Genomic DNA, 19836 nt, shown 5'->3' with positions numbered 1-19836 from the left:
TCGAGCTTTGCATGGGACCAGAGTAAGCGCTAAAGCGCCAACTCTGGTCGACAGGAGACACTCCACATGAGCGATCGATTGCTTGTTGCAACCCGCAAGGGATTGTTCGTTCTGCAAGCCGACGGCGAGGGCGGCTGGACGCTCGCTGAGCCGTATTTCGTCGGCGAGCCGGTGAGCATGGTGCTGCCTGATCCGCGCGACGGTTCGCTGTATGCCGCGCTCAATCTCGGCCACTTCGGCGTGAAGCTGCATCGCCGGCGCGCGGGCATAGAGGATTGGGAAGAGTGCGCGGTCCCCGTCTACCCGCCGCAGCCTGCCGACGAGACGCACGCCGGTGACGGCGCGGACACGAGCGCGGACAATGCGAGCGCGGCCGTGCCCAGCCCGCCGGCTCCTAACTGGACGCTCCAGCAAATCTGGTCGCTCGAAACCGGCGGCCCGGACGAGCCGGGCGTCCTGTGGGCCGGCACGATTCCCGGCGGGCTCTTCCGTTCCGACGATGGCGGCGATACATGGCTGCTCAACCGGGCGCTGTGGGATCGCCCGGAGCGCCGAGAATGGTTCGGAGGCGGCTACGACGCGCCGGGCATCCATTCCGTGATGGTCGATCCGCGCGACAGCCGGCGCGTGACCATCGGCGTGTCGTGTGGCGGCGTCTGGCAAACCGCCGACGGCGGCGCGACCTGGCGCGTTAGTGCCGAAGGCATGGAGGCCGACTACATGCCGCCGGAGCGGCGCGGCGATGCCAACGTGCAAGACCCGCACCGCGTCGTGCAATGCGCCGCAAATCCAGATGCGCTGTGGACGCAGCATCACTGCGCGATCTTCCGCTCGACCGACGGCGCGGCGCACTGGCAGCGGATCGAAGCGCAGCCATCGAGCTTCGGCTTCGCGGTTGCCGTGCATCCGCACGAGCCGGACACCGCGTGGTTTGTGCCCGCCGTGAAAGACCAGTGCCGGATCCCGGTGGACGGCCAGTTCGTCGTCACGCGCACACGCGACGGCGGCCGCACGTTCGAGCGTTTCTCGAACGGGTTGCCGCCTGCACCGGCGTATGACCTCGTGTATCGGCACGGGCTCGCTGTAGATGACTCCGGCACGCGCCTCGCAATGGCGTCGACCACCGGCGCGCTATGGACGTCCGACGACGGCGGCGAAAGCTGGCATTTGATTTCAGCGCATTTGCCGCCTGCTTATTGTGTTCGGTTTGGATGAGGGCGCGGGGCGGGCTGGTGAGACATGAAACGCCTACATTGCCATTCATGCGCCGGACATAGCCTGAATGCGTGCATCGGCGTGATGGATCGATACTTCGAGCCGTACGCGCCGGCGAACCGCTTTGTGTAGCTCGGCTTGTCGCAAGAGACCTTTTGACACTTCGCCGAATGTCTGATCAGCACCAGCAGTCACGCGGACGCTCCTGCGCGAGAGACAGCTTTTGGCGGAGGACGCAGCTACTACGGCGTCAAGGCGTGCGAGTCTTCAGTGCTACTTTTCCGCCTTTTTCTCCTCGTCTGCTGTACGTAGTGCTGCGTTAGCTGTGACCAGCAGTTTCGCATCGTGGTCCTGGACTGCAGCGTCAACCGTGTCGAACGCTTTCTTAAGATCCTTTTGTGCCAGCTTTGTCGCGCTTCCATTTTCCAAAATGGTTTCCGCTTCCTTTCTCAGGCGCTTAACTAGTTTCGCGGCGCATCTGGTGTCGAGCGTCCCATTGATGACGAATTCACTGATGTAATTCGCCAGCGCGGCCAGCGTCGCAGCGGTCGACTCATTCGCGCCGCTCTTACCGCTCGCTTCGGACTTCTTGCTCATCAGGACTCTCCCGTTAGGACACGCTTCCGCGATGCAGGACCAACGCTACGCTCACGGTCGGTGTCGCATGAAATGGTGACAGACTTCGAGCGAAAATAAGACGGTTTTTTTGGATGAAGAGGCGCTGTCATATCGCAACGTTCGGATATCGGTCGATTGTTGCCGCGTGGGGCTATGGGCGCGGTACTGCGGGGTGAATTTTGGTTTGCTACAGAATTGCTACAACTGGAGTGAGCGGCTATATCTGGCGGGCCTTGGGTTTGTCATTCCACCCTCTGAACTATCGCCCACCTGAAGGGGCAAAGCAACTTTGAACGTCCCAGTTCCACTGGCGGATTCAACCGGTCGATGCAATAGTTCGATGGAACCGCTTGCCGGCCCGCAGCGGAGGATCGTCGCAAGTGGACCCGTTGCAGCCGGTCGAGCAGTCTCTGTTCTAAGGGTAGGTATCGGAGTGGAACGGTCATTCCGTGCCGTCGCCTGGGGGACAAGTCATCGGCCTCTGCGGACGCTTAGACCCGTGAGTTGGTGAGGCGGCTTACGCCGTGCAAGGATGACGTCTTGCTCGACCCTCGAATTGCTCTAGAACTTAAGTTTGATTTCTCTATAAGCAATCAGCTTGTCGTTCACCAGATCGAAAGGAAGCGCCCGCAAGGTTAGGGATGGTGTTCAGAACTCGTTTTGCCGCACTGAGCCATCCACATAGGGCCGATGCGGTGGAAGCGGTGCGGCACCTGGCTCGAATGCAGCGCTACGTTCGGCATAAGGAAGGCGCCGATTGCCTGCCCGCGCGGGCGGCTTTTGCGCTCATGCAGCGGCCTCGCGCATCAGTCGTTCGCGCGTCATCCACAGATTGCTTAGAGCGAACAGCGTGTGCAACTCTGCGGGTTCTTCATCAAGCCGCGATAGCGCACCTTTAGATGCCACCGTGCGCGGCGATGAACATGGCGACGGCCGACCGGCAATAGGATTCGATTTCGTTGTCATCCTCTGCTCTCGCCTCATCGAAGCGTGCGACAAGCAGAAGATCGGATCCTTTGAAAAGCGCGGCAAACAAGCGGGCGGATCGGAGAGCATCGGGTACGTTCAGAATCGCTTTCGCGTGCAACTGACGCAACACGGCCTCGATTTGGGCGATGACATGGGCGGGCCCGGCTTCGTAATGGAGCTTGCTTAACGACTTTTGATTCGTCTTGTCGGCCAAAACCATGGCTTCGACACTGCGGACGTCCGGGCTCAACAGCGTGCGAAGCAGGGATGATCCCACCGCCATGAGCTGATCTTCGGCTGAACCGTCGACGCTTTCAGAAAGGGCCTGGGGTGCAAATTGATGGCAGTGGGCCACCATGGCCGCGCTGAACAGCGCCTCCTTGTTCTCGAAGTGCCGATAGATGCTGAGCTTGGATATCTTCGCCCGCTGCGCGACCTTGTCCATGGTCGTCGCTTGAAAACCCAATTCCACAAAGAGTTCGCAGGCGGCGTCGACGATCGTTTGGCGAAGCGCCTCGTTGGCGGGCCGGCCGCGCCGGCTCTGGCTGTTTTCGGTCACAACAATTCCAGTACTTGACAGTATTCAAATTCTTGCACTACGATACCACGCAGTATCTTAAATGTGCAAGCCAAGGATAGGTTTCAACCAGTTGCCCAAATCAGGTTTCCCCGGGGCGCCTGGCGATATCGAATGCGGGATTGTGGGGCCGATCAATACAGCCATCAGCAACTTTCTCGCCAATGCCGAAGCCCTACTCGCCGACCGTCTCAAGCGCGTATCGCTGGACGATATTGCACACCACGCCCAGCCCACCCCTCCAATCACAACACGGAGCCCATCACCATGGATGACGTCATCATCATCGGCGGCAGCTTTGCCGGCCTCGCCGCCGCCCTGCAGCTCGGCCGTGCCCGCCGCAAGGTCACGGTTCTCGATACCGGCCGGCCGCGCAACCGCTTTGCAGGCCACTCGCATGGCTTGCTCGGCCACGATCACAAGCCACCGCTGGACATCCTGGTCGAGGCGCGGCAGCAGTTGACGCGCTATCCAACGATCAGGCTGGTCGATGCCCGGGCCGAGAGCGTGTCTGGCGCCATCGACGATTTCTGCGTCGTCACTGACGATAACGAAAGCCTGAGGGCGCACCGCCTGATCCTGAGCTATGGCGTCGCCGACCAGATGCCTGATGTTCCGGGCTTTGCCGAAAGCTGGGGCACGTCCATCGTGCCCTGCCCCTATTGCGACGGCTTTGAAGTCGCCGGCCAGCATTGGGGCCTCGTCTGGTCCAGCCCGCAGTCGCACCAGTCTGCCAGGCTGTTCCGCGATTGGACGGACAAACTGACTGTCTTCGCCGATGGTCATGACATTGCGCCCGATATCCAAGTCGATCTGGCGCGTCGCAACATACCTGTCGTCGATGGCCGGATCGTCGAGATCGCCCATCACAAGGGCCATATCAACACCGTCAATCTCGATACCCGCCGCAATGTCGCGGTCGACGTCCTGTTCGCCCATCCGCGCAACAAGCCGTCCGCACGCCTGCATGAATCACTGGGCCTCGCCACGGTCGATACGCCCACCGGCATCGTCCTCAAAGTCGACGAGCGCCGCCAAACCAGCATGCCCGGCATCTACGCCGCTGGCGACCTCGCCACGCCCTTCTTGCCCTCGGTCACCCAGGCTTCATCGCAGGGCGCGATGGCGGGTATCTTCGCCCAGCAGTCGATGGTGGTTTGAGAGCACAGATCCTTGTTGCGTCGTCGCCTTCGAAAAGGTTGGCGTAAATCGACGCGGCGAAAGGCGGATCGTCGAGTCAAGGAGATGACATGGCAAAGCAAAGTGCTGATCAGGTGGGTGACTGGAATGGTCAAAGCGGGGAGCGCTGGGTCGCCAACCAGGTCCGGCTCGACGCTCTGGTGGCGGTGTTCGGCCAGGCCGCGATCGAAGCCGCCGCGCCCGCGACGGGTGAGCGCGTGCTGGACATCGGCTGCGGCGCGGGTGCGTCAAGTCTGGCTCTGGCCGCTCGCGTCGGCGCGGGGGGCCAAGTGCTGGGCGTGGACATATCCGAACCGCTGATCGATCGAGCGCGCGCGCTTGCGCGCCACGATACGCCGGCCCTGTTTCAGGTGGCCGACGCCAGCAGCGCAGAGCTGCCCGAAGGCGCGTTCGACATTCTGTTCTCGCGTTTCGGCGTGATGTTTTTCCCCGATCCGACAGCGGCGTTCGCCCATATGCGACGCGCGCTCCGGCCGGGCGGCCGGGTCGCTTTCGTCTGCTGGCGCGGTGCGGCCGAGAACGATTGGATGCGACTGCCGGTGGGCGCGCTCAAGGACATCGTCCCGCCGAGCGCGCTCCCCGATCCCGAAGCGCCCGGCCCGTTTTCGTTCGGCGACCGGGAGCACGTGGCGCGCATCCTGACGGCGGCCGGTTTCACCGAAATCGTTATCTCGCCCTTCGACGCGGCCGTCCCATTCGGCGAGGGCGAAACGCGGGACGCGGCGATCGACGACGCAGTGAGGATGACGCTTGAGGTCGGCCCGCTGTCGCGTGCGCTCGCTGGTCAGCCCGACGACATCCGCGCCCGTGCCTCCGCCGCAGTTCGTGCCGCCTTCGCGAGCCTCCCCGGCGAGGGGTCGGTGATGATCAACGGCGCGGCATGGGTCGTCATGGCACGAAATCCGGCAAGCTGACAGGGATTAACAGGGGAGATGCCTCCGCTCGGTGGAACAGGGCGTCTTTGGCCGGCCAGATTGATGTCCCTTCTGGCCGCTGAACGAGCGCTCGCCTTGCGACAATCAGATGGCCGGTTGCGAAGCAGAGCCGACGCCTGAGCGGCCTTCCGGCGGCGCATGTGACCGGCAGTTTGTGGCCGAACCGAGCCAGATGCCGATTCGCCCGAGTTCGCCCCCCTTTGCGGCCATCCGGCGCCCGGAGGACAATGCCCTTGCGAATCTCTTCCGAGGCTGCCCAACATGGCTAAATTTCAGCCCGATGGATGGCGTACCGTCACGCCCCGAATCGTCGTACGGGATCCGGAAAACCTGATCACATTCATCAAGATGGTGTTTCAGGCACAGGGCGAATTCCGTCACGGGCGGCCTGCCGAAATCATGATCGGCGATTCCGTCGTGATGGTTAGCGGCGCAGACGGCCTTCGCGATCCGATGCCGGCATTTCTGTATGTCTACGTCGAGGACGCCGATTCGACCTACCAGCGAGCGATTGCGGCGAATGCGATCTCACTCGAAGTTCCAACCGACATGCCATACGGCGACAGGCGAGCAATGGTAAGAGATCCGTGGGGAAACACATGGCAGATTGCCACACATCAGCGCGACCTCTGTACTGCCGAGATTCGTTCAAGGTAGGACGTTACCGACAGCAGCACTTTTCTGTCGGTTCGTCTATTCGCTAAAGCTCAAGAACGGTGCGGCACGCTCGGTCGACGTTGGGTGTTTTGCCTCCCGACGAATGCCGTCACCCCTTCGACGAAACCGGGCTCATCTGCGCAATCGATCCATTTGCGCCGTCCGCCAACCAGATGCGCCGGCGGACTGACGTCGTAGGCAGAGCGGTGTCGCTTCGGTGCAAGCCTGGCAGCGGTCCGGACTTACTTAGGATGACCACTTACTGGCCGAATACGCGTTTGAGTGTCAGATTGTTTTTCACGGTTGTCACGCCCGGCACGGCTTCGGCAACCCCGGCCGCCCTGTCGATCTGCGCTGCATCGGGCACCGTGCCAAACAGCGTCACCGCGCCACCTCTCGCACGGACACTGATGTTTGAAGCACTGATCTCCTTGTCCTTCATGAGCGCAGCGCGTACCTTCCTGCCGAGCGCGCGATCAGCCTGTCTGGAACTCGCCGAAGCGCCGCTGCCCGGCGACGCCATGACGGTTGACGCTGGCCCACTGCCCGATTCGCCAGGCTGGGACCATGCATTGATCCATGTCGTCACGATCAGTGCGCCGACCGCCAGTTTGAGTGCCCTGATTACCTTCATTGCTTTCTCCAATCTTCCTGAGTCTTGTGGGATCCCCGTTGGAATCGCTGTTCTGCTACCGCGGGGCGAGCCGGCACGCTTCACCGGCCAGAGGTCTTCATTTCGAGCCCAATACGGAGGATCCCTAGAAGTAGTGGCGTATCCCGAGCATGACCGCCGTCGTCCCGAGGCCCGGCGCGACGGGCTGGCCGTACGTAATCGTCTGCGTCATATCTCCGTGGTTGTTCACCCAACCCACCTGGCCATAGAGCAAAGTGGCCTTGGACAGACTGTATTCGGCGCCTCCGGCGACCTCGAGCGATTTGTTGGCCGAATTGTTCGCGTCCTTCAGGTAATACACGCCACTGGTGAGCTTGAATGCCGGTGAGAACTGATAGCCGAGGCCGGCCGAATACAGGTCGAGGTTGACCAGATTCGCGTGCGCCGGATTCCTGCCGTTGGAATATGACGCGGAAATGGAGAAGGCGTGATAGGTGTACAGCGCCCCGAGGTAGTAGAGGCGGTTGTTGGCGAGTCCGGTGGGCACCGTCGTCGGTCCGGGATTGGTGTCGTGACCGTTGTAGTAGACGGCTCTCAGATTGAGGCCATAGTTTGAGTATTTGAGCACGGCGGACTCGCGCGTGCCGCCCTGGAAGCTGCCTGCCACACCGCCGGGCGCATATTCGAGCGCTGCGGACACGCCGGCGAATGTCGGCGACTCGTAGACGATCGCATTGCTGTCGTACAGCGCGCCGATCGGTCCATTGGTGCTGGTGCCGGACCAGCCGGCGGCCTGGTTCATGCCCAGCCATGCCGTCAGGATGCTGCCGAAATACTGGCCCGCCCGCACGTCGGTATCGGCCATCGCGTAGGCCATCGGCACGATCTGGCGACCGGCGTTGACCGTGCCGAACGGTCCCGACAAGCCGACCGTTGCGAACTGGTTGAACTGCGCCACCGCGCCCGGCGTATCCGCCAGGCCGAACTTGCCGGTGCCGCTGTCGAACGACCCCTGCAGCTTGAAGTTGACGTGATAGCCGCCGCCGATATCCTCGGTCCCCTTCATGCCCCAGATGCTCGAGTAGATCCCGCCGTCCTTGTAGCGATAGACCTTCCCCAGATTCTTCGCCGTCGGGCTGAACGAGGCCGCCGAGGTACTTTGATATAGCAGACCGGAATCCACGACGCCGTACAGCGTCACCGACGACTGCGCATAGGCCGGACTTCCAAGGACGGCCACCGCGGCCGCAGCTACCCATTTCAGTTTCATTGCGTCTCCAGTTTTGTTGCTTTAATCCACCCGTAACGACGTACGTTCAAGACGTACGTTCAATACTCAACACGCCAGGCCACCTGCTTCCTTAAGTCGGCAACAGATAGTCCTGAAACGCTTCGCGCAGCTGGTTCTTCAGCACCTTGCCGGTAGCGCCAAGCGGCACCGCATCGACAAATACGACTGCATCCGGCGTCCACCATTTCGCGATCTTTCCTTCGAAGAACGCCAGCAATTCTTCGGCTGTGACCTGTGCACCGGGCTGTTTCACGGCGACAAGCAGTGGCCGCTCGTCCCACTTCATATGCTTCGCCGCAATGCAGGCCGCGCTCGCTATCGCGGGATGCGCGGCTGCGAGGTTCTCGATCTCGATCGAGCTGATCCACTCGCCGCCGGACTTGATCACGTCCTTGCTGCGATCGGTGATCTGCATGAAGCCGTCGGCGTCGATGGTCGCGATATCGCCGGTCGGGAACCAGCCATGCGCGTCGGCATCGATCCGCAGCGGGTTGCCACCTTCATTGCGGAAGTAGTTGCGCACCACCCATGGGCCACGCACCAGCAGATCGCCCGAGCTCACGCCGTCCCATGGCAGTTCCTGGCCGTTCTCACCGAGGATCTTCATATCGACGCCAAATACCGCGCGCCCCTGTTTGGATTGCAGGGCGCAACGGTCTTCCGGACCCAGTGCGAGGTGCCTTGCTTTCAACGCGCCGATGGTCCCGAGCGGACTCAGTTCGGTCATGCCCCATGCGTGCAGGACCTCCACGCCGTACCCATCCTGGAACGTGTGAAGCATTGCGGGCGGGCAGGCTGCGCCGCCAATGACGGTGCGCTTCAGGGTCGAGAAGTTCAGGCCACCTTGCTCGAGCCAGGTCAGCAGGCCTTGCCATACTGTCGGCACGCCAGCCGCGAAGGTGACCTGCTCGGCTTCGACGAGTTCGTAGAGCGCTTGGCCGTCCAACCCGGGGCCGGGGAAAACCAGCTTGGCCCCGACCATGCACGCGACATACGGAATGCCCCACGCATTGACATGGAACATCGGCACGACCGGCAGGATCACGTCGCGCGCCGAGCAGTTCAGCGCATCCGGCAGTGCGGCAGCGAAGGTGTGAAGCAGCGACGAGCGATGCGAGTAGAGGACGCCCTTCGGGTTGCCGGTGGTACCGGACGTGTAGCACAGCGCACAGGCGGTATCCTCGTCAAAATTCGGCCACACGTAGGTCGACGAGCTGCGCTCGAGCAGATCTTCGTAGCACAGCAGGTTGGCAATGCCGGTATCCAGCGGCATATGCGCGCGATCGGTCATCGCGACAAACGCCTTGACAGTCTTGCAGCGGCCGGCAATGGCCTTGACCAGCGGCAGGAACGTCAGATCGAAGAACAGGACCTGATCTTCCGCATGGTCGACGATGTAGGCGATCTGGTCTGCGTGCAGGCGCGGATTGATCGTATGCATCACTGCGCCCATGCCGGATATGCCGTAGTACAGCTCCATGTGGCGATAGCCGTTCCAGGCGAGGGTGCCGACACGGTCGGACGGCCTGATGCCCAGACTCGTGAGCGCATTGGCCATCTGTCGCGCGCGCCGGTGACAGTCGCGGAAGGTGTAGCGATGGATGTCACCCTCTACCCGCCGCGACACGATCTCCGTATCCCCATGATGGCGATCGGCATGCACGATCAGCGAGGAAATCAGCAACTGCTTTTGCAGCATCAAACCGTTCATTTCGTCCGTCCATTCTTTAATGCAGAGTCACGAGCCGACATCGCCCGCGGCAGCATTCGAGCCATTGGGCGCCTGCGGTCTTTTACCGCCGGTCAGTCGTCGTTTGTCAAAGACCGATCTCCAGAAGCGCTCACAATCCTATTCGCAGAACTGATCGTTATGGCAGATGCTGAAGAGGTCGATGCAAGGATTTTCAGGCGTGATCGCTTCAGGTCACGCGGCGCATCCGGTCATATCACCACGCCGCCATTCGGGCTGATCACCTGGCCGACCAGGTAGTGGTCGCCGGCCAGATAGGTCACCGTCGAGGCGTATTCTTCCATCGTGCCCAGGCGTCCGGCCGGCACCACTTGCCAGAACTGGTTGCGCTTTTCCTCACCGGCGGCCTCGAAGTATTCCGTGAATTCGGGAGTGGCCACACCCCCAGGCGCCATCGCGTTGACGAAGATATTGGCACCCGCCACTTCGGCTGCGACCGACTTCGTGAAGGCGACCACCGCGCCCTTGGTGGCGCTGTAGTGCGGGCTATGCGCGCTCATGGCCGAGATTCCGGCGATCGACGCGATGTTGATGATCCTGCCGTCGCGCTGCGGCTGCATCAGCCTGAGCGCTTCGCGGGTGCAGTAAAAGAGGCCGTGCACGTTGACGTCCCAGTAACGATGCCACTCCTCGTCGCTGATGCTGCTGGTGAAAGCCAGCGATTGCCGCTGCACGGGCGTGGTGAGATAGGCGTAATGCCTGTTGCGGCGCGCCGTATCGATCGGCGTGTTCGGCACGAGCGCGGCGTTGTTGACGAGAATGTGCAACGTCCCAAAACGCTCGGCGATCGCGGCGAACAGGTTGGCGACTTCGCTGCTGGACGAGACGTCGCAGCGCAGCGCCAGACACGGTGCGCCGGCCGCTTCCACGGCAGCGCGCGTTTCTTCGAGGGCCGGCATGTCGATATCGCAGATCGCGACCCGTGCACCGGCGCGGGCCAGATCCACGGCGATGGCACCGCCCATCCCGCGACCGGCACCGGTGACGAGGGCGACACGCCCTTCCAGATTTCGACGTTGGTCTTGCATGTCCATTACCTCGCAGGTTGTATGTTTTGCAGCGCGAGCGCACGCTGCCTGCGCGAGGCGCGCGCCGCGAGGGCGAAAAACAGCGCCGAACTGATCGTCAGCACGTCAGTGGCGATCAGGACACCCGTCAGCGGAGCGGTGGCGCCAGCCTTGATGAAATGGTCGGCGGCCATCCCGATGACCACGGTGCCGATGGCAAGGGCGAATACGTTGATCGAGAGCATCGTGAAACCGAAGATCGTCGAGCGCATCTTCTGGGGTGCCATGCTCATGATCGCCGCCGCCCCCGGGCCGTACACCGCCAGCGGCAGGAAGAATCCCGCGCACATGCCGATGTAGAACAGCGGCGAACTGACCGGGACGAAACGGCAGGCCAGCATCAACGGCGCGCAGATCACGACAAGGAGCGCCATGAAGCTGGCGTGTCCGCCGCGCAGTTTGCTCGCCACACGATCGCCCATGACGCCACCCATCACCGCGCCCAGCGTGCCGAACACCAGTTGTAGCGCGCCGATCCTGGTGGCAATGCCAGCCGCGTTCATGCCGCGTTCGTTGACGAGCCACAACTGCGAGAAGGAAAAGCTGGCAAAAACGAGGTGTACCAGTACGAAACCAACGATTACGAAGCCCAGCGCACGGTTGCTGCCGACGGTGCGCAACACCGCGAGCGCCTGGGCTACGAACGGTGCGCCGCGTTCCTGCGGTGCGAGCTGGCTACGGTCTTCCTTGAGCAGCGCCAGCGGCAAGGCAACGGCGACGCCGACGATGCCAAGGACATAGAACGTGGTCCGCCAGCCATGCGTGGCGCCAAAGCTGCCGGCGAGCAGGAAACTGCAGCCGACGCCCATGGGGATCCCCATGAAGAACAGCCCCATTGCCGTGCCTCGTCGCTTCTCCGAGAAGAGTTCAGCCAGCAGGGCCACCGCGGCAGGTACCAGCGCCGCCTCGCCGCTGGCAACGAAAAAGCGCGCCACCACCATCTGCTCAAAGCTCTGGGCATGGCCCGAGGCCAGCGTGCAGGCGCTCCAGATCAGCACGCCGGCGGCGATGACCCGGGTGCGGCTGAAGCGGTCCGCAAGGGTGCCCATGAACATCGCCATCACGCCGAAGCTCAGCACCCATACCGCGCCGACCAGAAAGCCGTATTGCGTGTTGCTGAGCGCCAGGTCTTTAATGATCTGCGGCGAGAAACCGAGCAGCATATTGCGGTCGATGTGGGCCAGCAGGTGGATCACCAGTAGCGACGCCAGAACCGCAGAGGGGCTTTTCTTCCAGAACATCATCTGTCTCCATGCCTGAGAGGGTTCAGAGCGAGGCGCAACGCGATACGCTGCCGCGTTGCGCCCCGTTATCCCCGCTCACGCGACCTTGCGTGCCGGCACGTCGCGCCGGCCGGGCGTGCGATTAGGTACCATGCGCAGGTTGTCCAGCGTCTCGTCGACCGAACCCCACCGGGTGCCGATCTGATAGATGCGGTGGGCATCCTCGCCGCTCGCGATGTCGCGATTGAGCTCGCGCGCAATGCGCACCATCTGCTCGATCTGCTGCACTGAAGTCGCCCGCTCGCCGTTCGGGCCGAACAGCGTGTCTTCGATACCGACCCGTACATGCAGGCCCAGCGCAATCGCCAGCGTATTCATCGGCACCACGTTCCGGTTCAGCGTTTCGAACGTAAGCACCGCGCCCTCCGGGGTGCGGCGGGCAAACTCGATCATGTCGGCGGGATGCAACCCGGCCGCGCCGCCGCCAATTGCCACGTAATTGATATTCAGCGGACCGCTATACGCACCGTTGCGAATAAGACGCTCGACCGTTTCGAGTTGCGTCAGATTCCCCAGCATGAACTGCGGCTGGATGCCGTTGGCGACGAGACGCCTGATGTGTTCGACGTGCCATGAGGGATTGGACGGCACGATCATGTCGCGATAGGCAGCCTGCAGCGCCGGGTTCATGAGCGAGGTACCCGCGATGTCGGCCTCGGTCATCAACTCCATCACGTTCATCTGGCTGGTGTTGATTGCGACGGTGACCTGATCCGGACGGGGGTTCAACTCCGCGAGCATGTGACGTGTGTCATCGTTTTGCCATTGGGCCGCTTCGCCTTCATTCTCCGGCGCGAATGAGATCGAGCCGCCGACCTGCAGCACCATCTTCGGCACAGCATCGCGCAGACGGGCAAGCATGTCGTTGAACTTCGACAGACGCTTGCTGCCCTTGCCGTCCTCCTCGCGCACGTGCACGTGCAGCACAGTCGCGCCTGCGTTGTAGCAGTCGACGGCCTTCTGCACCTGCTCGTCCATCGTGACCGGGATATCGTCCGAATCGCCGGGGATCCATTGCGGCCCATAGGGCGCCACCTGGATCACGAGTTTTTCCTGGTTTTCAGGCAGCAGGGAGTCGTCCATGAAATGCATGGTCTGTGTTCCTCTTTGAAAATTAGTGAAGTGACTGCGCTGACGTCAGGCAACGGCCTGCGCAGCGTCGACGTTTGCCTTCTCGAAGGCGGCCAGTTCTTCCAGCAGGATCGGCGCGCCGAGACTGGACGAATGAATGCCAAGGACGCTAACCGCCTGTAAGACCGCAGCGATTTCTTCCCTGGTGGCGCCCAGTTCGAGCGCGCGGCGGATGTGACGGCGTGTGCCCGGCGCATACATATGCGTGCAGGACGCGTCGACCGCGATGGCGAGGAACTCGAACACCTTCGGTTCCAGCACACCCGACATCACGGTGTGCATGCCCATCGCCATGAATTTCTCGGCCCAGATTGGATCGAGTTCTGCAATGGCATCCCAGGCGGGATTCCAGTTGCCGGTTGCGCGCAACTGATCGCAGACCGGGGTCGCGCTGCGGCTCGTCTCATTGCTCATTGTTTCGCCTCCTCTCGAACTTCTCGAATTTCCGTACGCGTTGGTCATCACGCGTCTCTGGAGGCAAGTATCGGATACTGGCAAATAGCGGTTTGACAGATTGAGGCAAAAAATTTACATTTTGATGCACGAGGGAAAACCATATGTCCTATCTGCTTCGCAGTGCCTCCCTGACCAGTTACGTCGAAGTGGCCCGATCGGTGGGCCTTGATCCTTACCAGCAGTTAAGTGATGCCGGCATTGACCGTTCCGCGTTGCTGAACCCCGACATCATGATTCCGGCCGAGGCAGTGGCGCGGTTGCTGGAAACCTCCGCCCGGGCCGCTGCCGTCGAGGATTTCGCGCTGCGCATGGCCGAGACCCGCCACCTGTCGAACCTTGGCCCTCTCGGTTTTGCGATGCGGGAACAGCCGACACTGCGCCGCGCGCTCGAATCGATGGCGCACTATCTGCGCCTGCAGAACGAGGCGGTGGTGATGCGCGTCGAGGAGACGGCAGGACTCGCCATCATCCGCGAAGACCTCATGGGCGGCATGCCTGGCTCGATGCGCCAGGCAACGGAGTTGATACTGGGCGTCCTGTACCGGACGCTGGGCCTGGTGCTGGGCGCCGCCTGGAAGCCGCGCACCATCTGTCTCACGTACAGCGCTCCAGCCAGCCTCGCCATGCATGCGCGTGTATTTGGCGCGCCCGTTGAGTTCAACCAGGATTTCGACGGCATCGTGTGCCTCGCAGCGGATCTCGACGCCGCGATTCCAGCTTACGATCCGGTCATGGCGCAGCAGGTGCGCCAGTATCTGGATTCGATGCTGCTTCAGTCCAACGCAACCATGTCCGACAAGGTCAGGAAACTGGTCATTGCGCTTTTGCCGTCTGGCACCTGCTCGGCCGACCGGATCGCGCAGCATCTGGGCGTGGATCGCACGACCGTGAATCGCCACCTCGCCCGTCAGGGTGGCAGCTTTCTGTCGATTGTCGATGCGGTGCGGGTTGAACAGGTGATGCGGTATGTCAGTAGCGGCGACCGGCCGCTGTCTGAAGTGGCTACGCTGGTAGGCTTCTCATCGCTGAGCGCGTTTTCCCGCTGGTTCAACGGCCGCTTCGGCTGCAGCGTTTCGACGTGGCGCCGCAAAAATGCACAACGAAGTGCTGGGGCCCGCGATGCATCGCCTGGCTAACCATCGCGTTGGGCCGCTGATTCTCTACCCTTGCGCCCCAGTGCCAGCGATCGTGACTATCGTTTGCGATTGCGCCCATGCCGCACAGGGCATGGCCAGAAGGATGATCCAGGCAGACTGGATAAGCCTCGCGCGAATGGAGCAATTCATCGCCGACCTCCCGGAATTGTCCCGCCCAAATGATTTTCACGACAGCATCTGCGTCGTGTCGAGTTCCCTCTTGCCGACAAGCCTTCGCCAACTACTGACCCAGTTGCCACCGCAGCACGGGGTGCGTTGCTCCGGCGGGCATGGCCCATACCCCGCCAGGTCCGAAGTCGTATGTGGGACCGAAGCTGACGGGGTTGCTCATCTGAGCGGTGGTCAGGCCCTGGGCGTTGCCAACCTGGGCGCCATTAGCCACACTCACTACAGCGACGGTGGTGCCGGTCGTCTGTGTATTCCAGAACACGTCGCTGCTTATGGTCACTGGCCCGTAGTTGAAGCCCGCGATGCCACCTCCGCCTCCCTGCCCTTGAACGCTGCCAGTGGCAAATGATTGCTCAACACTGCTATATAGATTCACTCCCACTAGCGCTCCCGCGGCTGCATCAGTCGCGCTGACTGCACCCGTCGCGTACGACTGCGTGATCGTTCCTGCGTTTTGACCGGCCAGCCCGCCGGCATAGGCCGAAGTGCCCACAACGCTCCCCGATGCGAAAGACTGCCTGATGACTCCCCCGTTGTAGCCGACGAGTCCACCATCGGAGAAACCTTGAGACGACGACACGTCAGCATTGCTGGAGGACCGTGTGATAGTGCCATCGGACCAGCCGACGAGGCCGCCCGCCTCTTGAGCGTTCTCGACCGCGACCGTACCACTGGTGTGGACGGACGCAATGGTGCTGGTGTTGAGCCCAGTATCCAACAGGCCGGCCAGAATCCCATAGTAGCCGGCGTTAGCCGTGCCACTGACCTCGCCTTGCACCGTCAGGTCGCGTACGACACCGCCAGATCCTATGGCGGAAAACAAACCTGCGCCCGGGTCGATGTCCGACGGTGATGCCTGAATCTTGAGGTTGGATATCGTATGGCCCATGCCATCGAACTGTCCGGTGAAAGGACTCGCTGGGAAAGCGCCAATCGGCGCATTGAACGTGCCCGACGGCGGCGTTGCATCCACGTCCTTGCCTAGCGCGTAGATGCCCGAAAGGTCCTGGTTGATTTTCTGGAGGTCGGCGAGCGAGTTGATAAGTTCATAGGCGGTCGACTGCGTGACGAGACCGCTGTCAGGTGGCGCCGTCCACGCCTGATTCAACAGAATGGTTCCCGCGCTGTAGTTGCCCCCGATGTCGTACAGCGCACTGACGATACCCGTGCTTGCCGACCAGTCGATGATGCCGTTATTCGCGATGCTGCCTCCATTGTCGCTGCCCGTTGCGTCGGCGCGCACGGTCAGATTGCCGGTACCGCGGTTCGCTATCGTCGTGCCCGTCGTCACTGAGACGTTGTGGTACGCGACAAGCGTCAGCGAAGCCGCTCCCTCCCAGATAAGGCTGGATGCAATGCTCAGGTCGCCCGTTGCGCCATTGACGCCCGTCGTCGTGACCGCGACCGATGTGCCCGAATTCAGGCTCTGCTGCAACGCCCGGGTGGCCGCACTATCGATTGTGAATGTGGGTGTCAACAGGTTCCATTGGCCCGCGTGAACGGCTGCATGCCTGCCGAATGCGAGTTGTGCCGCTTGCGTGTCGACCGTTCCGCCGCTGCCGTCGGCGTTGCTTGCGGCGACCTTGCCGAGTTGACTGACACGGCCGCCATCGGCGACGAGCCACACGTGACCGTCACGATCCGCCGTGCCCGTCGCGCGGATGCGCGTGCCGCCGCCAGCAAGCGCATAGACGTTCCCATCGGCGGCCTGCAGGCTGATCTGCGCGGCGTTTATGCGCCCTTTGTTGACCACGGTACCCTGGCCGCCCGTCTGCACGAACACCTGTCTGCTGCTGCCCGAATCCTGTAACAACACCTGTTCGCCTGCAGCCAGTTCGGCCGTACCGTTGGGCGCTGTGATAGTGCCCGCGTTGATCACGGCGTGTCGCGCAATCAGGAACACATCGCCGCTGCTCGAACTGATCTTGCCGAGGTTGATCACGCTTGCGTTCGGGTCGCCCGACAACGTGAGGGAACCACCGCCCTGCATGAACGCGTCGTTGCAGACATCGAGCGTTGACGCGACGAAACGGCCACCGGTGCTGATCACGCCCGATGGCCCCACGACGATGCCTTGCGGATTGATCACATACAGGCTGCCCGTTGCACTGAGCCTGCCGAAGATGGCGGACGGCGAGCCGCCCGTCACGCGGTTCAGCGTCGCGCCCGAGCCGTTGTCGAACGTCACGCTGTTGTTCCTGCCGATCGAAAAACTGTTCCACTCGATCACGCCGCGCGTCGAACCCGGTTGCGTGATCACGAGGCCGTTGGCCTGGCTTGCTATCGCGCCCGTGCCGGCCACGTAAGTGCCGCCTTGTGGAAGTTTGCCCGCCGCGAGCGTCGTATGGGCAAAGCACAGTCCGGTGAGCGCGCTGCCGATGACGAGCCACAGGCGTCCGGCTGACTGCCGACGACGCAGCGCGCGTCGCGCGGGCCGAGGTAGTTCTGGACGTGACATACACCCCCCTTTCCGCGTGGGGCGCGGAATGGCTGACGACGACCCGCAGAGCCGGCCTGAAACGCGTTAGTCGTAGTGTCTGAAGAATAGCCGCTGGAGTGGCGGATGCATGCCGATACCTCTGCTTTTTGCGCCTTTTTGACCGGGCGTTTGTGGCCGCTCGTCCTGTGGGGACCCTTCTGGCGCGCTTCTTCTATCCCTCAGGTTGTGCGTTGTTCAAGTGCCCAAGACTAATATTTTCCCGATGAAATATAAGCGGTCTCGTAAGCGATTCTTGAACTGGACTCTAAGGCTTGCTAAATTTCAGGGACATTTCCAATGTAAGTTGATGCGGCGATCGATAAGCAAAGGGGAAAGATCTATGGCTGTCGTCGTTCACAACATCGCTGTGGGTCATTCGAGCTGGAGCGCGGCGTGATGCCGAACCAGGCAGCGCCCGGTACGTGCGCCTATCAGCATATCGTGCGCGCCCAAGGTATCAGCCTGTCCTACGGCAAGATACGGGCGCTTTCCGGCATCGATCTGGCCATTGGGCGGAACGAGATCGTCGGCCTGATCGGTGATAACGGCGCGGGTAAGTCGACGCTCATCAAGGTACTGACTGGTGTCGTGCGGCCGAGCACGGGCAAGCTGTTCATCCGGGACAAGGAGGTCGACTGGAACCGCTTTTCGGTGCGCGAGGCGCACCGACTGCGCTTCGAGACGGTCTATCAGGAAAAATCGCTGGGCGAGAAGCAGCCGCTGTGGCGTAATTTTTTTGTCGGCCGGCAGATCACCAACCGGTTCGGCTTCATCAAAGTTGCCGAACAGCGGCGCATTGCCAACGATATTTTGAAGCGCCAGCTCGGTTTCCGCGGCGTGGGGATCGACGCGGATTCGCTGATTGCGAAACTCTCCGGTGGCGAGCGCCAGGGCATCGCGATCGGACGGGCGATGTATTTCGACAGCGATCTGATCATTCTCGATGAACCAACGGTTGCGCTTGCCATTAGCGAGGTACGTAAGGTTCTCGACTTCGTCCGGTCGATCAAGGAGTCCGGCCGCGCCTGCATCTACATCGAACATAACCTCGCCCATGTGCACGAGCTCGCCGATCGGCTCGTCGTGCTCGATCGTGGCCGGATCGTCGCGGATATGAAGTCGGGTGAGATGAGCCTCGAGGAACTCACCCGGTTCTTGATTTCGCTACAGCAGAGCGGGCACGGGCCGGCGCTGGCTGCGGGGCAAGGACGTGAGTGATCCGATAAAAGACGAACAGCCGGCGCGGCTGGTGCGTTTTCGCCTGCCGGATTTTGCACGCATCGAGGGAGTGCCGAGCCTGGTCGTGTTCGCGTTGGTGGTCGGCCTGTTCATGGCAACCGCACCGCGCGTCTTTTTAGGCTGGCCAATCTACTTCTCCTTCCTGACCACCGTGCCACCGCTGGCGGTGTTGGCGATCGGGCTCACTCTGGTGGTTGCGGCGGGGGAAATTGATCTGTCCTTCCCCTCCGTGATGGCATTCTCGGGCTTCCTGTTCGCCTGGTGCGTGAACACCACCGGATCAGCCTGGTTAGCCGGGATCGCGGCATTGGCGGGCGGCGCGCTGGTCGGCGTGGTGAACGGGGTGCTGGTCGCGGTGGTCGGTGTGCCTTCGATCATCGTGACAATCGGCACGCAGTTCCTCTGGGCTGGGGTTGCTTCGATCCTGTCCGGCGGGCTCTCCAATGCGCTACAGGAGCTCGCCAACGGTTCAGCCTATGCAGTATTCGCGGGCACGTTGTTCGGTGTGGTCCCGATGCAAGCGCTCTGGGCGCTCGGGCTCGCAGTGTTCATGTGGTTCATCCTCAATCGTCACCGTTTTGGCGAGCACCTGCTGTTCATCGGAGACAACCGAAACGTGGCGAAGGTCGTGGGCATCAATGTCGTGCGTGAGACGGTGAAATTGTTCACGCTGATGGGTGTGCTGGCCGGTTTCGCCACGGTGCTGCTCACGCTCGAGAATCTGAACTATTTTTCAACCCAGGGGCAGGGCTATCTGCTGCCGGCGCTGGCCGGCGTGTTCATCGGCGGAACCTCGGTGTTTGGTGGCACGGCGACGATCGTGGGTACCTTCTTCGGCACTTTCGTGATAGGCATGCTGGAGGCCGGAATCGTTGCGACAGGTATCGCCGGCTTCTGGGTACAGGCGATCGAAGGGGTGGTGTTCATCGTCGCTGTGACGCTGCATCTGTTGGTAGAGAATCCCGCCAAGCTGCGCGTGTTGCGCGAAAGATTCAGGCTTGGGGGGCGATAAAGCCGTTAAATCAGGAGAA

17 protein-coding genes and 1 pseudogene are annotated in these 19836 nt (G+C 62.0%); 7 read left to right on the top strand and 11 right to left on the bottom strand.

What is annotated here, in order from left to right:
• Nucleotides 1–66: 66 nt before the first annotated feature.
• A complete protein-coding gene (locus OKW26_RS39680; RefSeq protein WP_429356951.1) occupies nt 67–1215 on the top strand; it encodes a WD40/YVTN/BNR-like repeat-containing protein in 1149 nt (382 codons plus the stop codon).
• A 273-nt stretch (nt 1216–1488) separates the two neighbouring features.
• On the opposite strand, the gene OKW26_RS39675 is transcribed toward OKW26_RS39680, so the two are convergent.
• The 3 genes and pseudogenes from OKW26_RS39675 to OKW26_RS39665 form a co-directional block, all read right to left on the bottom strand.
• Nucleotides 1489–1812: a hypothetical protein gene (locus tag OKW26_RS39675; RefSeq protein WP_429356950.1), complete on the bottom strand. Its 324-nt coding sequence runs from the start codon at nt 1810–1812 to the stop codon at nt 1489–1491.
• A gap of 807 nt (nt 1813–2619) precedes the next feature.
• A pseudogene (locus OKW26_RS39670) lies at nt 2620–2741 on the bottom strand (IS5/IS1182 family transposase); the annotation flags it as partial.
• Nucleotides 2729–3361, bottom strand: a complete 633-nt coding sequence (locus OKW26_RS39665; RefSeq protein WP_018421953.1) for a TetR/AcrR family transcriptional regulator — start codon at nt 3359–3361, stop codon at nt 2729–2731. The pseudogene OKW26_RS39670 and the gene OKW26_RS39665, both read right to left, overlap by 13 nt.
• A 285-nt stretch (nt 3362–3646) precedes the next feature.
• Here OKW26_RS39665 and OKW26_RS39660 point away from each other — a divergent pair, with 285 nt between their 5' ends.
• From OKW26_RS39660 to OKW26_RS39650, 3 genes are all read left to right on the top strand, one after another.
• Nucleotides 3647–4540: an NAD(P)/FAD-dependent oxidoreductase gene (locus OKW26_RS39660; protein ID WP_429356949.1), complete on the top strand. Its 894-nt coding sequence runs from the start codon at nt 3647–3649 to the stop codon at nt 4538–4540.
• 89 nt (nt 4541–4629) lie between these two features.
• A complete protein-coding gene (locus tag OKW26_RS39655; protein ID WP_429356948.1) occupies nt 4630–5493 on the top strand; it encodes a class I SAM-dependent methyltransferase in 864 nt (287 codons plus the stop codon).
• Between the two features lie 282 nt (nt 5494–5775).
• Complete coding sequence (locus OKW26_RS39650; protein ID WP_429356947.1) at nt 5776–6171, top strand: VOC family protein; 396 nt, start codon at nt 5776–5778, stop codon at nt 6169–6171.
• A 259-nt stretch (nt 6172–6430) separates the two neighbouring features.
• On the opposite strand, the gene OKW26_RS39645 is transcribed toward OKW26_RS39650, so the two are convergent.
• The 7 genes from OKW26_RS39645 to OKW26_RS39615 form a co-directional block, all read right to left on the bottom strand.
• Entirely contained in the window at nt 6431–6805 is a 375-nt protein-coding gene (locus OKW26_RS39645) for a BON domain-containing protein (RefSeq protein ID WP_187611993.1), read from the bottom strand.
• Between the two features lie 124 nt (nt 6806–6929).
• A complete protein-coding gene (locus OKW26_RS39640; RefSeq protein ID WP_429356946.1) occupies nt 6930–8054 on the bottom strand; it encodes a porin in 1125 nt (374 codons plus the stop codon).
• A 91-nt stretch (nt 8055–8145) separates the two neighbouring features.
• Nucleotides 8146–9786, bottom strand: coding sequence for a 3-(methylthio)propionyl-CoA ligase (locus OKW26_RS39635; RefSeq protein WP_429356945.1), 1641 nt, complete (start codon nt 9784–9786; stop codon nt 8146–8148).
• Nucleotides 9787–10016: 230 nt separating this feature from the next.
• Nucleotides 10017–10853: an SDR family NAD(P)-dependent oxidoreductase gene (locus tag OKW26_RS39630; RefSeq protein ID WP_429356944.1), complete on the bottom strand. Its 837-nt coding sequence runs from the start codon at nt 10851–10853 to the stop codon at nt 10017–10019.
• A gap of 5 nt (nt 10854–10858) precedes the next feature.
• Nucleotides 10859–12133: an MFS transporter gene (locus OKW26_RS39625; protein WP_184062172.1), complete on the bottom strand. Its 1275-nt coding sequence runs from the start codon at nt 12131–12133 to the stop codon at nt 10859–10861.
• Between the two features lie 78 nt (nt 12134–12211).
• Nucleotides 12212–13267, bottom strand: a complete 1056-nt coding sequence (locus OKW26_RS39620; protein ID WP_429356943.1) for a 3-keto-5-aminohexanoate cleavage protein — start codon at nt 13265–13267, stop codon at nt 12212–12214.
• 45 nt (nt 13268–13312) lie between these two features.
• Nucleotides 13313–13720, bottom strand: coding sequence for a carboxymuconolactone decarboxylase family protein (locus OKW26_RS39615; protein WP_429356942.1), 408 nt, complete (start codon nt 13718–13720; stop codon nt 13313–13315).
• Between the two features lie 143 nt (nt 13721–13863).
• Between OKW26_RS39615 and OKW26_RS39610 the strand changes: the two genes are divergently transcribed.
• A complete protein-coding gene (locus OKW26_RS39610; RefSeq protein WP_184062115.1) occupies nt 13864–14898 on the top strand; it encodes an AraC family transcriptional regulator in 1035 nt (344 codons plus the stop codon).
• Between the two features lie 241 nt (nt 14899–15139).
• Here OKW26_RS39610 and OKW26_RS39605 read toward each other — a convergent pair whose 3' ends face one another.
• Nucleotides 15140–17545 carry a filamentous hemagglutinin N-terminal domain-containing protein gene (locus OKW26_RS39605; RefSeq protein WP_429356941.1) on the bottom strand — a complete coding sequence of 802 codons (2406 nt, stop codon included), beginning with the start codon at nt 17543–17545 and terminating at the stop codon, nt 15140–15142.
• 417 nt (nt 17546–17962) lie between these two features.
• Between OKW26_RS39605 and OKW26_RS39600 the strand changes: the two genes are divergently transcribed.
• Both OKW26_RS39600 and OKW26_RS39595 read left to right on the top strand, forming a co-directional pair.
• Nucleotides 17963–18784 (top strand): ATP-binding cassette domain-containing protein, encoded by an 822-nt coding sequence (locus OKW26_RS39600; protein WP_221309219.1) that lies wholly within the window; start codon nt 17963–17965, stop codon nt 18782–18784.
• Entirely contained in the window at nt 18777–19817 is a 1041-nt protein-coding gene (locus tag OKW26_RS39595; RefSeq protein ID WP_429356940.1) for an ABC transporter permease, read from the top strand. Before OKW26_RS39600 ends, OKW26_RS39595 begins: the two co-directional genes overlap by 8 nt.
• Nucleotides 19818–19836 lie beyond the last annotated feature (19 nt).

The sequence above is a fragment of the Paraburkholderia sp. 32 genome (assembly GCF_050435345.1).
In the GTDB taxonomy this organism is placed as follows: Bacteria; Pseudomonadota; Gammaproteobacteria; order Burkholderiales; family Burkholderiaceae; genus Paraburkholderia; species Paraburkholderia tuberum.
Note: the sequence above shows the minus strand (reverse complement) of the source record. Positions and strands in the feature narration are given on the sequence as shown.

Bases quoted from the DNA above. Each gene is read 5' to 3' on its own strand.
- OKW26_RS39600 (WP_221309219.1), top strand. From the start codon at position 17,963: ATGCCGAACCAGGCAGCGCCCGGTACGTGCGCCTATCAGCATATCGTG.
- OKW26_RS39645 (WP_187611993.1), bottom strand. From the start codon at position 6,805: ATGAAGGTAATCAGGGCACTCAAACTGGCGGTCGGCGCACTGATCGTG.
- OKW26_RS39640 (WP_429356946.1), bottom strand. From the start codon at position 8,054: ATGAAACTGAAATGGGTAGCTGCGGCCGCGGTGGCCGTCCTTGGAAGT.
- OKW26_RS39625 (WP_184062172.1), bottom strand. From the start codon at position 12,133: ATGTTCTGGAAGAAAAGCCCCTCTGCGGTTCTGGCGTCGCTACTGGTG.
- OKW26_RS39620 (WP_429356943.1), bottom strand. From the start codon at position 13,267: ATGCATTTCATGGACGACTCCCTGCTGCCTGAAAACCAGGAAAAACTC.
- OKW26_RS39610 (WP_184062115.1), top strand. From the start codon at position 13,864: ATGTCCTATCTGCTTCGCAGTGCCTCCCTGACCAGTTACGTCGAAGTG.
- OKW26_RS39675 (WP_429356950.1), bottom strand. From the start codon at position 1,812: ATGAGCAAGAAGTCCGAAGCGAGCGGTAAGAGCGGCGCGAATGAGTCG.
- OKW26_RS39630 (WP_429356944.1), bottom strand. From the start codon at position 10,853: ATGCAAGACCAACGTCGAAATCTGGAAGGGCGTGTCGCCCTCGTCACC.
- OKW26_RS39655 (WP_429356948.1), top strand. From the start codon at position 4,630: ATGGCAAAGCAAAGTGCTGATCAGGTGGGTGACTGGAATGGTCAAAGC.
- OKW26_RS39635 (WP_429356945.1), bottom strand. From the start codon at position 9,786: ATGAACGGTTTGATGCTGCAAAAGCAGTTGCTGATTTCCTCGCTGATC.
- OKW26_RS39615 (WP_429356942.1), bottom strand. From the start codon at position 13,720: ATGAGCAATGAGACGAGCCGCAGCGCGACCCCGGTCTGCGATCAGTTG.
- OKW26_RS39680 (WP_429356951.1), top strand. From the start codon at position 67: ATGAGCGATCGATTGCTTGTTGCAACCCGCAAGGGATTGTTCGTTCTG.
- OKW26_RS39650 (WP_429356947.1), top strand. From the start codon at position 5,776: ATGGCTAAATTTCAGCCCGATGGATGGCGTACCGTCACGCCCCGAATC.
- OKW26_RS39660 (WP_429356949.1), top strand. From the start codon at position 3,647: ATGGATGACGTCATCATCATCGGCGGCAGCTTTGCCGGCCTCGCCGCC.
- OKW26_RS39605 (WP_429356941.1), bottom strand. From the start codon at position 17,545: ATGTCACGTCCAGAACTACCTCGGCCCGCGCGACGCGCGCTGCGTCGT.